The sequence below is a fragment of the Faecalibacillus sp. genome (assembly GCF_047023275.1).
Classification (GTDB): domain Bacteria; phylum Bacillota_I; class Bacilli_A; order Erysipelotrichales; family Coprobacillaceae; genus Faecalibacillus.
This window is the reverse complement of record NZ_JBKYAR010000031.1, coordinates 15,421-29,157: the sequence shown is the minus strand read 5'-3', so window position 1 is coordinate 29,157 and position 13,737 is coordinate 15,421. Positions and strand designations below refer to the sequence as shown.

Sequence of the window (13,737 nt, the reverse complement as noted above, 5' to 3'; positions counted from 1 at the left end):
TGAAAATCCTCGTGTCGGTGGTTCGATTCCGCCCGGAACCACCATTTTTTTATTTTATCATTTTTTATAGGAGATAAAAGTATGTTTAAATATAAAGATATTAGAATGATGTTTATTTCTATTTTGTTACTTATTTTTTGTTTATATGCTGGAATTCATTTTCGCTATGATCGAATGAAATTAGTTGTTGTCTTATTACTAGCCTTAGGTGTACTTCCTACTTTACTAATACGTTTTAATGCTTCTGTTTTTGAAGATGGTATATTAGTATACTTCTTTAAAGGTATTGGTTTTATGCCTCAAATGATTGAATTTAAGGATTTAACAGCATATTCGCTTAATTCGAAACATCAAATAGAATTACAATTTAATCAACATACAAAAAATATTTATTTAGTAAATGCTACATCGTTTTATGAAGAATTAGATAAAAAATTTAATCAATATAAAAATGGACAAGAGATTTAATCTCCTGTCCATTCTTTTTATTTATTAATAGATTCCTTGAGAAATCATTGCTTCTACTACTTTTTCAAAACCAGCAATATTAGCACCTTTGATTAAGTCAAATCCTAATCCATATTTTTCAGCAGCAGCAACTGAGTTATTGAAGATTGATTTCATAATATTATGCAATTTTTCATCAACTTCTTCACTTGTCCAGTTATATCTCATAGAGTTTTGAGACATTTCTAATGCTGAAACAGCAACCCCACCAGCGTTTGCAGCTTTTGCAGGTCCTAAAGTACCACCATTTGCTGTAAAGTAAGCAATTGCTTCAGGTGTACTTGGCATGTTAGCACCTTCGATGATGTATTTACATCCATTAGCAATCAATTGTTTAGCTTCTTCTTCACCAATTTCATTTTGAGTAGCACAAGGGAAAGCCATATCTACTTTTAATCCCCATGGTTTTTCACCAGGATGGAATTCACATTCAAATTTTTCAGCATAGTCTTTTAATTTAACATCATTTGATGAACGAATTTTTAATAAGAAATCAATTTTTTCATCAGTATTGATTCCATCAGGATCGTAAACGTATCCATCTCTACCAGAAATTGAAACAACTTTTGCTCCATATTCTTTAGCTTTGATACATACACCCCAAGCAACGTTACCATATCCAGAAACAGCAATTGTTTTTCCTTCATAAGTATCGTTGAAATGAGCTAATACTTCTTTACCATAGTATACAGCACCAAATCCAGTAGCTTCTGGTCTAATTAAAGAACCCCCATAAGTCATTCCTTTACCAGTTAAAACACCATTTTCATAAGCATCTTTAATACGTTTGTATTGTCCGAATAAATATCCGATTTCTCTACCACCAACACCGATATCTCCAGCAGGTACGTCAACGCTAGGACCGATGTGACGATATAATTCAGTCATGAATGATTGACAGAATCTCATAACTTCAGCATCTGATTTTCCTTGTGGGTCGAAATCAGAACCACCTTTACCACCACCGATAGGAAGTGTTGTTAATGAGTTTTTGAAAATTTGTTCGAATCCTAAGAATTTAATAATTCCAAGGTTAACAGAAGGGTGGAATCTTAAACCACCTTTATAAGGTCCAATAGCACTAGAGAATTGAATACGATATCCTCTGTTTACTTGAACTTTACCTTGATCATCCATCCAAGGTACTTTAAACATTAAAGTTCTTTCTGGTTCAGTTAATCTTTCTAAAATAGCCATATCTTCATACTCAGGATGAGCTTTGATAACTGGTTCTAAGCTTTCTAATACTTCTTCAACAGCTTGGATAAATTCTGGTTGATCAGTATTTTTAGCTTTTAAGTTTGTTAATACTCTTTCAATATATTCCATTGTTATATCCTCCTAGGGCTATCATACATCTTTAATAATAATAAATGAATAAATTAAGAAAAAGTTATCATATAAATAAGTTATCATGATAATAAAAATACTACACGATGTGTTTTATCACGATAAAAATTGTATACAATCAATTATCAAAAAATTAAAAATTACAACTTATGATTTGCATACAATAAAGTATTTAAAGTATAAAATATTTCGTAAAAATACATAATTATCTTTTCTTTGTATACAATCTATGCTAGAATAAAGCACAACAAGAGGTGATTACTATGAAAATACTAAATAACACACAATTACATCACCATCATTGGAAAAAGTAGGGTTATATCATTTATGATACAGCCCATTTTGTCTATCACAATTAAGCTGTATCTAATGATGTTGAAACGAGTCATTAGATGACTCGTTTTTTTAATAAAGGGGGATTTTTATGGAAGAGTTTAAATATTTGATACCTGAAGAAAGTATTGATGCAATTATTACCAATGTTGAAAAATTAAGGGAAATTGAAAATCATTTACGACATGTTTTTTCAAATCATGGATACAATGAAGTATTGATGCCATCGTTTGAATATGTTGATTTATATACAAAACTAGATTGTGGTTTTACTGTTGATAAGATGTTTCAATATATCAATCACGAAGGTAAAAATGTTGCCATGCGACTAGATTTTACAATACCACTTGCTAGATTATATGCCAATAGTGCCAATACAGGTGAAGCACGCTATAGTTATTTTGGGAAAGTTTATCGTAAAGAAACAATGCATAAAGGAAGAAGTAGTGAGTTTTTCCAAGGTGGTGTAGAGTTAATGAATAAACCTGGGCTTCAAGGGGATAAGGAAGTCATGACAATGATTCAAGAATCATTACCAGGAATTTCTTTAAAAAATATTCTTTTGGAATTAGGTTCAGCTAAATTCTATAATCGATTATTAGAATTAGTTGGAAATCAAAGAAATGAACTTGAAGATATTTTAAGATTAAGAGATATTAGTGAAATGAAACGTTTTGTTTCTAAAAATGATTTTGAAGAAAGCTTGAATCAATTACTATTATCTTTACCAACATGTTTTGGAAATATTGATTTACTTCATCAAATGATGGATAAATGTCAAGATTCTGTTTTGTTAGGGGCATTACAAGAATTAAAAGATCTTTATGAATCATTAGATAGTAAAGAAGGAATTATTTTTGATTTAGGAATGGTTCCAACCATGAAATATTATACAGGCTTTATGATTAAAGGATATAGTGATCAAAGTGCAAATCCAATTTTATCAGGAGGACGTTATGATGATTTACTTCCAAGATTTAATGTTGATAAAACAGCTGTTGGGTTCTGTTTTCATATGAATCATATTTTAAAAGCCATTGAAAAAGAGGGAGAATAACATGATTAAAATAGCTATTACTAAAGGAAGAATCGAAAAACAAGTATGTAAACTGCTTGCAGAAGCAGGTTTTGATATGGATCCTATTTTTAATAAAGATCGAGAATTATTAATTGAAACAAAAGATGGAATTTCAATGATTTTTGGTAAACCCAATGATGTTGTTACATTTTTGGAACATGGGATTGTTGATATTGGCTTTGTAGGAAAAGATACGTTGGATGATGTTGATTTTGAAGATTACTATGAACTTCTTGATCTAGAAATAGGAAAATGTTATTTCGCAGTAGCTGCTTATCCAGAATATCGAAATAAAGTGTTTAATCGTCGTAAAAAGATTGCCAGCAAATATACAAATGTTGCGAAGAAATATTTTGCTTCTAAACAAGAAGATGTGGAAATTATTAAATTAGAAGGTTCTGTTGAACTTGGTCCAGTGACAGGAATTTCTGATGCAATTGTTGATATTGTTGAAACAGGTTCAACTCTTAAAGCAAATGGTTTAGAAGTAATTGAAAAAGTAAGTGATATTTCAACAAGAATGATTGTCAATAAGGTAGCTTTTAAATTTAAGAAAGATGAAATTATGAATATTGTAAATCAATTAGAAAAAGTAATAGGGGGAAATTAAGATGCTTAAAGTAATTGAATATGATGGGAATTTAAAAGAAATTGCACAAAAATTAAATAATCGAAAAGAAGAAATTTCGATAGAAGTTAATAATGCTGTAAATGATATTATTAATGATATTAGAAAAAATGGAAATCAAGCATTGATCAACTATTGTCAAAAATTTGATGGTTATCAAATTAAAGATGAAAATGATTTTGTTGTTTCAAATCAAGAAAAAGAAGAAGCTTTAAAACAAGTGGATCAAGATTACATAAGAATCCTTGAAAGAACAAAACAACAAATTACTGAATTCCATAAAAATCAAATTGATAAATCATGGTCATTATATAAAGATAATGGGGTTATCATGGGACAAATGGTAAGACCAATTGAAAGAGTTGCTTTATATGTTCCAGGAGGAACAGCTGCCTATCCTTCAACAGTTTTAATGAATGCCATTCCTGCAAAACTTGCTGGAGTTAAAGATTTAGTCATTATTACACCAGTTAAAGCAGATGGCAAAGTCAATCCTGTTATTGTTGCAGCTGCAAAAGTATCTGGAGTTGATACTATTTATAAATTTGGTGGAGCACAAGGAGTTGCTGCTATCGCTAATGGAACAGAAACAATTGAAAAAGTAGATAAAATCGTAGGACCAGGAAATATCTTTGTTGCGACAGCTAAAAAATTAAGCTATGGGGTTGTCGATATTGATATGGTGGCAGGTCCAAGCGAAGTTTTAGTTATTGCTGATGAAAATGCAAATCCTAAATATATTACTGCTGATTTAATGTCACAAGCTGAACATGATAAACTTGCCAGTGCCATGCTTGTTACAACAAGTAAAGAACTTGTAGAAAAAGTCAATATTGAACTCAAAAGACAAATGGCTTATTTATCTCGTAAAGAAATTATTGAAGAATCACTTCAAAATTATGGGGGAGCAATTCTTGTTAAAAATTTAAAAGAAGCTTTTGAAGTATCTAATTATTTAGCGCCAGAACATTTAGAAGTTTTAGTTGAAAACCCAGTCAATACACTTCCTTATATTAAAAATGCAGGTTCTATTTTTCTTGGAGAATATTCACCAGAACCTCTAGGTGATTATATGTCAGGAACAAACCATGTTTTACCAACAGGAGGAACAGCTAAATTCTATTCAGCGTTAGGTGTTTATGATTTCGTTAAATATTCATCTTATAGTTATTATCCAAAAGATGTTTTAGAAACATTTAAAGATGATGTTCAAACTTTCGCTAAAAGTGAAGGTTTAGATGCTCATGCAAATAGTATTGCTGTACGTTTTGAGGAGGAATAATCATGAGAGAAGCTAAACTAGAAAGAAATACAAATGAAACACAAATTAGTTTAGAAATTAATCTAGATGGTACAGGGAAAGCAGAAATTCAAACAGGGATTGGTTTTTTTGATCATATGTTGACCTTGCTTGCTTTCCATAGTGAAATGGATATCAAAATGATTTGTCATGGTGATTTAGAAGTAGATAGTCATCATAGCGTTGAAGATATGGGAATTGCTTTAGGTAAAACTATTTTAGAAGCTTTAGGCGATAAAAAAGGTATTACACGTTATGGGCATTTTACAATTCCCATGGATGAAGCACTAGTAACATGCGATTTAGATATTTCAGGAAGAAGTTTTCTTGTTTTTAATGTAGATATTCCAAAAGTCAATTTAGGAAATTATGAAAGTGAAATGACAGAAGAATTTTTTAGAGCAGTTGCTTACAATATGAATGCAACATTGCATTTAAATGAAGCTTATGGAAATAATGTTCATCATGTAATCGAAGCATGTTTTAAAGCTTTTGGAAGAGCTTTAAAAGAGGCGGTACGCATTGATGAAAAAAATAAAGATAAGATTGTTTCTTCAAAAGGAGTTTTATAAATGATTGTTATTATTGATTACAATGTAGGAAATTTAAAAAGTGTTGTCGGTGCTTTTAAAAGAATTGGACTTGAAGCTGTTGTTTCTAGAGATGAAAAAGTTATTAAAGAAGCTAAAGGAATTGTTTTACCTGGAGTAGGAACTTTTCCTACTGCGATGAAGAATTTAGAAAAGTATCATTTAGTTGATATTTTAACAGAGCGAAAAGAGGCAGGAATTCCTATTCTTGGAATTTGTTTGGGAATGCAAATTTTATTTGAAAAAGGGTATGAAGTAAAAGAAACAAAAGGACTAGGGTTTATTCCAGGTTCAGTACGTTATATGGATATTGATGAAAAAATTCCTCATATGGGATGGAATCAATTACATATAACAAATCATCAACCAATTTTGAAATATGTACATGAAAATGATGATGTTTATTTTGTACATTCGTATATGGCACACTGTAAAGATGAAAATCTTGTGGCGTATACAGATTATGGAACTACTAAGGTCACAGCTTTAGTACAAAATAAAAATGTCATTGGGTGTCAATTTCATCCTGAAAAATCAGGTATGGTTGGACATAAAATATTACTTGCGTTTAAGGAGATGGTCGAATGTTAGTTATTCCAGCAATAGATTTAAAAGATGGACAAGCAGTACGTTTATTTAAAGGAGATTATAATCAAAAAACAGTTTATAGTGATCATCCAGAAGAACTTGCTCAAACTTTTGAAAAAGCAGGAGCTATTTATTTACATGTTGTAGATTTAGATGGTGCTAAAGATGGTTTTGCTAAAAATTTAGAAACGATAAAAAAAATTAGAAATAGCACAAAAATGAAAATAGAACTTGGTGGAGGAATCCGTGATTTAAAAACAGTTCAACTCTATTTAGATGAAGTAGGAATTGATCGTGTTATTTTAGGAACTGCAGCTTTAAAAGACACCGAATTTTTAAAAGAAGTATTAAGACAATATGGCAGTGAGAAAATAGTTGTCGGTGTAGATGTTAAAAATGGTTTTGTTTCTACAGCAGGATGGTTAGAAACAAGTCAAATGCCTTATATTGAATTTATTCAATATTTGGAATCTATTGGTGTTGGTTATATTGTAGCAACAGATATTTCTAAAGATGGAACTTTGACAGGACCTAATTTTGAAATGTATGATGAAATCGCTAAAAACAGTCAAATTCAATTTGTTGTTTCTGGAGGAATTAAAGATTTTGATAATATTCAAAAAGTTGCTCAAAAAGATTATTATGCATGTATCGTTGGAAAAGCTTATTATGAAAAGAAAATTGATTTAAAGGAGACAATCAAATGCTTACAAAACGTATAATTCCTTGTTTGGATATCAAAGATGGAAAAGTGGTTAAAGGAGTCAATTTTGTTGGGTTAAAAGATGTTGGAGACCCTATTGAACTTGCTAAAAAATATGACGTACAATGTGCAGATGAAGTTGTCTTTTTGGATATTACAGCTTCTTATGAAGATAGAGGCATTATGAAAGATATTATTGAACGCGGGGCTTCAGAACTAACAATTCCTCTAGCAGTAGGAGGTGGAATTAGAACATTAGATGATTTTAGAATGATTCTTGCCTCAGGTGCTGATAAAGTTTCTGTTAATTCTGCAGCAATTGCTAATCCTCAACTAATTAAAGAAGCAGCTGATGAATTTGGGGTTCAATGTGTAGTAATTGCTATTGATGCCAAAAAAAGAGAAGACCAAAGTGGATGGGATGTCTACGTTAAAGGTGGAAGAGAAAATACAGGTTTAGATTTAATTGAATGGGTAAAAAAATGTGAAAGTTTAGGTGCTGGAGAAGTATTGCTTACTTCGATGGATGCTGACGGAACTAAAGCAGGTTATGATATTGAAATGCTTAATGCTGTTTGTAAGGCTGTTGATATTCCAGTTATTGCTTCAGGTGGTTGTGGAAGTATTCAAGATATTGTTGATGTTTTTGAAAAAACAAATGTTGATGCAGCATTAGTGGCTTCACTTTTCCACTTTAATGAAGCAACTGTTGAAGATGTAAGAAATGAATGTAAAAAACATGGTATAAATGTAAGGAGAATAAGATAATGCGACCAGATTTTAATAAAATGGAATTAATTCCAGCAATTGTCCAAGATTATCAAACAAAAGAAGTATTAATGTTAGCTTATGTCAATGAAGAAGCTTATGATAAAATGTTAGAACTTAAACAAACTGTTTTTTATTCAAGAAGCAGACAAAAGTTATGGCATAAAGGAGAAGAATCAGGACATTTTCAAGATATTAAAGGAATGTATTTAGATTGTGATTTAGATACTTTATTGATTTATGTCAAACAAACAGGAGCGGCTTGTCATACTGGGGCTTATTCATGCTTCTTTAATGAAGTACAAGCTTATGATGCAAGAGATATTTTTAGAGAATTAGAAAAAACAATTGCTGATCGTAAGATTCATCCAGTTGAAAAATCTTATACAAATTACTTATTGAATGAAGGGGTTGATAAGATTTGTAAAAAAGTGGGTGAAGAGGCAAGCGAAACAATTATTGCAGCAAAAAATGATAATAAAGAAGAATTGGTTGGAGAAATATCTGATTTATTATTCCACACTTTTGTTTTAATGAATGATCGAGGTGTCAGTTTAGAAGATATTCAAAATAAACTTAAAGAAAGACATCAAGTAACTGGAAACAAAAAAGAATTTCATACAAGAGGAGATTATTAAATCTTCTCTTTTTATGTTTCATATTATGAAAAAATGTAAACGAATACATAAAAATGAATATAATAGTAATCAATGATAAAGGAGGAATTCAAATGGGATTTAAAGAAGGATTTTTCTGGGGAGGAGCAACAGCTGCAAACCAATATGAAGGTGGATGGAATGAAGGTGGACGAGGTCCAGCTTTAACAGATTTTACAACAGGTGGAAGTGTTAAAGAACCAAGAAAAGTAACTTGGATCGATAAAGATGGAAACGCTCATGCAACACCACAAGTTCATTTTGATGATGCTTTACCAGAAGGCGGAGATCATTATGCATGTTTAGATGATTATCTATATCCAAATCATGAAGGTACAGATTTCTATCATCATTATAAAGAAGATATTAAATTATTTGCAGACATGGGATTCAAGATGTTTAGAATGTCTATTTCTTGGTCTAGAATTTATCCTCATGGAGATGAAGAAACACCTAATCAAGAAGGTATTGAATTCTATAGAGATGTCTTTAAAGAATTAAGAAAATATAATATTGAACCATTAGTTACAATTCATCACTTTGATACACCAATCTATTTAGTAGAAAAATATGGAGATTGGCAAGATCGTCAATACATTGAATTCTTTGTAAAATACTGTAAAACAGTCTTTACAGAATACAAAGGACTTGTTAAATACTGGCTTACATTTAATGAAATCAATAACACTTTAAATGTTATCAATATGTTTGGTGATGGAACAACTGATGAAGATTACAAAAAACGTTTAACGCACTTACATTATCAATTTGTGGCAAGTGCAAAAGCTGTTAAATTAGGGCATGAAATTGATTCTGAAAATAAAATTGGATGTATGCTTGGAGGAGCAATCACATATCCACATACATGTGATCCAAAAGACATGTTATTAAATCAACAAACAATGGAAGAAAACTTCTGGTATTGTGGAGATGTTCAATGCTTTGGTGCTTATCCTCCATTTGCAAAGAGAATTTGGAAAGAACATAACATTACAGATTTAGATATCACTGAAGAAGATTTAAAAGTCTTAAAAGAAGGTGTTGTTGATATGTTTACATATAGTTACTATATGACAAACAATGTGACAACTCATGAAACAGAAGATACAGTACAAGGTAACTTTGCGGCAGGTATTCGTAACCCATATTTAACTTATTCAGATTGGGGATGGGCTTTAGATCCATTAGGACTTCAATATTCATTAGAAAAAATCTATGACCGTTATAGAATTCCACTAATGGTCGTAGAAAATGGACTAGGTGCTTATGATACAGTAGAAGAAGATGGATCAATCCATGATGATTATCGTATTGATTACTATAGACCACATATTGAAGCAATGTCAGCTGCTTGTGATAATGGAGTTGATTTAATTGCTTATACAACATGGGGATGTATTGATTTAGTTTCTGCTGGAACTGGAGAAATGAGAAAACGTTATGGTTTCATTTATGTAGATAAACATGATGATGGAACTGGAGATTTATCAAGAAGACCAAAAGATTCATTCTATTGGTATAAAAAAGTAATAGAATCAAACGGAACTGATTTAGATTAATTTAACAGATAATTTATGAATAAGAGAAAATAGAAATATTTTCTCTTATTTGTTATAATAAGGAAAAATGGAGGATAAAATATGAGAGTTATAGATTATCATATGCATACACATTTTTCAGGGGATAGTGAGGCAAATCCTAGAGAACATGTTTTAAAAGCAATAGAAATGAATTTAGATGAAATCTGTTTTACAGATCATCGTGATTTTGATTATCCAATAGATTCTTTTGAATTAGATATTGAAAATTATTATCAAGAAATTCAAAGTTTAAAAGAAGAATTTAAAGATCAAATAAAAATTAAATGGGGTATTGAAATGGGATTGGATTTAGATCATCAAGAAGAAATTGAAAATTTAATTCAACAATATCCTTTTGATTTTGTTATTGGATCTATTCATGTGATTCATCATACAGAATTTTATTATGGTGAATTTTTTAAAGGAAAAACCAAGGAACAAGCACATCGTGAATTTTTTGAAGAAACATTAAAATGTGTAAAAGCTTTCGATTGTTTTAATGTTTTAGGCCATTTAGATTATATTGTAAGATATGGACCTTATGAGGATAAAACTGTTGATCATCAAAAATATCAAGATATTATAGATGAAATCTTTAAAACACTTATTCAAAAAGGAAAAGGTATTGAAGTCAATACATCGGGATATCGAGATTTAAAAACATGTGGATTTCCTAATTTCGAACAGGTACAACGTTACTATGATTTAGGAGGACGTATTATTACCATTGGTACTGATAGTCATACAAGTGATCGGGTTGGTGAAAATTGTTTAAATGTAGCAAAAAAATATCAGGAAATTGGTTTTGATGATGTCAGTACATTTACTCAAAGAAAAAGAGATTAACACAATGTTCTTTTTTTCTAGATATGGTATAATATAGAAACAAAAGGAGTGAAGAAGTATGGAATTATATACTAAAGAAAGTTTAAAAGAAGTTATTGAAAAATCAAAGGATGAATTTTATATGCCAAAGGCATTATTTGATCATTATAAAAATTTAAGATTAGAAACAAAACTTGCTTATGTTTCAATTCTAGAAACAATGAAAAATAAAGCAGGTTATACAACTGAAAATACAGCTTATATTAAAGTGGATAATCCTCAAATTCAAGTGAATCTTGCAAAACTTGCTAATAAAGAAGTTGATCAAGAAAAAGTAAATAAATATTTAAAAGAATTAGAAGAAGTTGAATTAATAAAGGTAGATAAACAAAATATTTTTGTTTATGATGTTTTATCATGATTCATTTTTTAACACAAAGATTTATTGAAAATTATGATGATTATAAAAATCAAAAAGTAAGACAAGCTTATGGAACGTTATGTTCCATTTTGTCCATTATATGCAATATTGTTTTAGTTATTTTTAAAATAACAATTGGTCTAATTGTTCATTCAGTTGCTATCCAAGCAGATGGTTTAAATAACTTATCGGATGTAGGAAGTAATTTAGCTTCTTTGTTTGGTTTTAAACTTGCTAATAAACATCCTGATAAAGATCATCCCTATGGTCATGGACGTTATGAATATATTGCAGGTATGGTGATTGCTTTTTTAATTTTGGTAGTAGGTATTCAATCTTTAAAAGAATCAGTTATTAAGATTTTTAATCCTGAAAAAGTTATGTTTTCATTTGTTGCAGTAGTGATTTTAATATTTTCTATTTTAGTGAAGTTATGGATGTATTATTTTAATAATCAAATTGGTAAAAAAATTGATTCATCATCTTTAAAAGCTGCAGGACAAGATAGTTTAAATGATGTTGTGACAACATTTGCAACACTTGTTTCTTTAATGCTTACATTGATAACTGATTTACCAGTTGATGGAATTATTGGGACAATTGTTTCTTTAATTGTTATTTTTGCGGGAATTAATGTATTTAAAGATACAATCAATCCTTTATTAGGATTGGCACCTGATAAAGCCTTGATAGATGACATTGAAAATTTTATTATGTCATATGATAAACCTTTAGGTATTCATGATTTAATGATGCATGATTATGGACCAGGAAGAATGTTTATGACACTTCATGTGGAAGTAGATTGTCAAGAAGATGTTATGAAAATTCATGAAGAAATCGATGATATTGAAAGAGCAATTCAAGAAAAATATCATATTCATACGACCATTCATTATGATCCAGTGGATGTGCATAATCCAAAGTTATTAGCTTTAAAACAACAAGTTTTAGAAATTGTAAAAGGAATAGATGAACATTATTCGATTCATGATTTTAGAATGGTTCCAGGGAAGAATCATACAAATTTAATATTTGATGTTTTAATACCAGCTAATGATCAAATTAGTCATCAAATTTTAAAAAATAAAATAAGTGCAGAAGTCAAACAAATCAGTGACGAATATCATTGTGTCATTGAAATTGATCATGCTTTTGTTTAAAGAGGAGAGATCCTCTTTTTATTTATTGTGATACTTGTATATACATGATAAAATAATGTTTATGAGGAGGATGTTTATGAAAAAAGTAATGTTAGGTGTTTCTTTATATCCAGAACAAGAAACATTAGAAGAAATTGATGCCTATTTAAAAAAAGCATCGACTTATGGTTTTAAAAAAGTATTTACAAGCATGTTTTCAGTACCAGGGACAAAAGAAGAAATTATTGCTTATTTTAAAGATTTTACAAAAATCGTTCATAAATATGGCATGGTTGTTTCTGGGGATTGTAACAGCGAACTTTTTCATAGATTAGGTGCAACTGAAATAGATCTTTCGGTTTTTAAAGATATTGGGGTAGATATTTTAAGAATGGATTTTAGTTTTAATGATGAAAGGGATGCCACTCTTATTAATAATAAAGAAGGTATTAAAATTGAAATGTCTACAAGTTTTATTGAAGTTATTGAAAAAGCTATTAAAAATGGGGCAAAACCTGAAAATATTTCTACATGTCATAATTTCTATCCAGAAAGATATACGGCTCCAAGTTTAGAAGCTATTAATGATATTAATAATTATTGGAAAGCAAAAAATATTCCGGTAGCTATCTTTATTTCAAGTTTAGTTAAAGGAAGTCATGGACCATGGCCAGTGAGTGATGGTCTTCCAACCATTGAAGAACATCGAGATATGCCGATAGAAATTCAATTAAAACACTGTTTAGCTTTAGATAATGTTGATGAAATCATTATTGGAAATGCTTATGCAAGTGAAGATGAATTTAAAGCAATTGATCAAGTCATGAAACAAGTCTATGTCGATGTTCCTAAAAATGAAGCTTTTGGTTTTTTAGCTGATTTTATTCCACATGGAATGGTTAAAAGAGTTCCTTTTAAAATTCAATTGGAAGAAGGAATCACAGAACTTGAAAAAGAAATCTTATTCAATTATCCAACGCATAGTGATTTAGGTGATTGTATGAATTATATGTTACGTTCTCGTTGGACAAGAATGATTTATAAAGGAAAAGAAATTCCTTGTCGTCCTTGTAACAAGACTCACTATACAAGAGGGGATGTTGTTATTGTCAATGACAACCTTGTACATTATCGAGGAGAAATTCAAATTGTTTTAAAAGATATGAAAGTAGATGGACAAAGAAATTTATTGGGTCATATTGATGAAAGTGAAATCTTTATTTTAGAACATATTAAAGCCAAAGATATTTTTACCTTTGTTGAATAAA

Annotated in this window: 15 protein-coding genes; 14 read left to right on the top strand and 1 reads right to left on the bottom strand. The window is 29.9% G+C overall.

Annotated features, from left to right (window positions below; genetic code table 11):
* Positions 1 to 81 precede the first annotated feature (81 nt).
* On the top strand, positions 82 to 468 hold the full coding sequence (locus ACLVEP_RS10395) for a hypothetical protein (protein ID WP_412584684.1): 387 nt from the start codon (positions 82 to 84) through the stop codon (positions 466 to 468).
* 24 nt (positions 469 to 492) lie between these two features.
* On the opposite strand, the gene gdhA is transcribed toward ACLVEP_RS10395, so the two are convergent.
* Positions 493 to 1,836, bottom strand: coding sequence for an NADP-specific glutamate dehydrogenase (gene gdhA / locus ACLVEP_RS10390; RefSeq protein WP_412584682.1), 1,344 nt, complete (start codon positions 1,834 to 1,836; stop codon positions 493 to 495).
* 445 nt (positions 1,837 to 2,281) lie between these two features.
* Here gdhA and ACLVEP_RS10385 point away from each other — a divergent pair, with 445 nt between their 5' ends.
* The 13 genes from ACLVEP_RS10385 (at position 2,282) to ACLVEP_RS10325 (ending at position 13,736) form a co-directional block, all read left to right on the top strand.
* A complete protein-coding gene (locus ACLVEP_RS10385) occupies positions 2,282 to 3,247 on the top strand; it encodes an ATP phosphoribosyltransferase regulatory subunit (RefSeq protein WP_175301717.1) in 966 nt (321 codons plus the stop codon).
* Between the two features lies 1 nt (position 3,248).
* Positions 3,249 to 3,878 carry an ATP phosphoribosyltransferase gene (gene hisG, locus ACLVEP_RS10380; protein WP_032090198.1) on the top strand — a complete coding sequence of 210 codons (630 nt, stop codon included), beginning with the start codon at positions 3,249 to 3,251 and terminating at the stop codon, positions 3,876 to 3,878.
* Position 3,879: 1 nt separating this feature from the next.
* A complete protein-coding gene (gene hisD, locus ACLVEP_RS10375) occupies positions 3,880 to 5,178 on the top strand; it encodes a histidinol dehydrogenase (RefSeq protein ID WP_412584679.1) in 1,299 nt (432 codons plus the stop codon).
* 2 nt (positions 5,179 to 5,180) lie between these two features.
* Positions 5,181 to 5,768, top strand: coding sequence for an imidazoleglycerol-phosphate dehydratase HisB (gene hisB, locus ACLVEP_RS10370; RefSeq protein WP_412584678.1), 588 nt, complete (start codon positions 5,181 to 5,183; stop codon positions 5,766 to 5,768).
* Entirely contained in the window at positions 5,769 to 6,377 is a 609-nt protein-coding gene (gene hisH, locus ACLVEP_RS10365; RefSeq protein WP_119363486.1) for an imidazole glycerol phosphate synthase subunit HisH, read from the top strand.
* Positions 6,371 to 7,096: a 1-(5-phosphoribosyl)-5-[(5-phosphoribosylamino)methylideneamino]imidazole-4-carboxamide isomerase gene (gene hisA, locus ACLVEP_RS10360; protein ID WP_412584677.1), complete on the top strand. Its 726-nt coding sequence runs from the start codon at positions 6,371 to 6,373 to the stop codon at positions 7,094 to 7,096. The genes hisH and hisA overlap by 7 nt, the downstream gene beginning before the upstream one ends.
* Complete coding sequence (hisF, locus tag ACLVEP_RS10355) at positions 7,078 to 7,845, top strand: imidazole glycerol phosphate synthase subunit HisF (protein ID WP_412584675.1); 768 nt, start codon at positions 7,078 to 7,080, stop codon at positions 7,843 to 7,845. The genes hisA and hisF overlap by 19 nt, the downstream gene beginning before the upstream one ends.
* A complete protein-coding gene (hisIE, locus tag ACLVEP_RS10350; protein ID WP_032090192.1) occupies positions 7,845 to 8,483 on the top strand; it encodes a bifunctional phosphoribosyl-AMP cyclohydrolase/phosphoribosyl-ATP diphosphatase HisIE in 639 nt (212 codons plus the stop codon). The genes hisF and hisIE overlap by 1 nt, the downstream gene beginning before the upstream one ends.
* A gap of 92 nt (positions 8,484 to 8,575) precedes the next feature.
* Positions 8,576 to 10,060, top strand: coding sequence for a family 1 glycosylhydrolase (locus ACLVEP_RS10345; RefSeq protein ID WP_412584673.1), 1,485 nt, complete (start codon positions 8,576 to 8,578; stop codon positions 10,058 to 10,060).
* A gap of 81 nt (positions 10,061 to 10,141) precedes the next feature.
* Positions 10,142 to 10,927 (top strand): histidinol-phosphatase HisJ family protein, encoded by a 786-nt coding sequence (locus ACLVEP_RS10340; protein ID WP_412584671.1) that lies wholly within the window; start codon positions 10,142 to 10,144, stop codon positions 10,925 to 10,927.
* A gap of 58 nt (positions 10,928 to 10,985) precedes the next feature.
* Positions 10,986 to 11,327, top strand: coding sequence for a hypothetical protein (locus tag ACLVEP_RS10335; RefSeq protein ID WP_412584669.1), 342 nt, complete (start codon positions 10,986 to 10,988; stop codon positions 11,325 to 11,327).
* Positions 11,324 to 12,490, top strand: coding sequence for a cation diffusion facilitator family transporter (locus ACLVEP_RS10330; protein WP_412584667.1), 1,167 nt, complete (start codon positions 11,324 to 11,326; stop codon positions 12,488 to 12,490). Before ACLVEP_RS10335 ends, ACLVEP_RS10330 begins: the two co-directional genes overlap by 4 nt.
* Positions 12,491 to 12,566: 76 nt before the next feature.
* Positions 12,567 to 13,736, top strand: coding sequence for a MupG family TIM beta-alpha barrel fold protein (locus ACLVEP_RS10325; protein ID WP_412584665.1), 1,170 nt, complete (start codon positions 12,567 to 12,569; stop codon positions 13,734 to 13,736).
* Position 13,737: the final 1 nt, after the last annotated feature.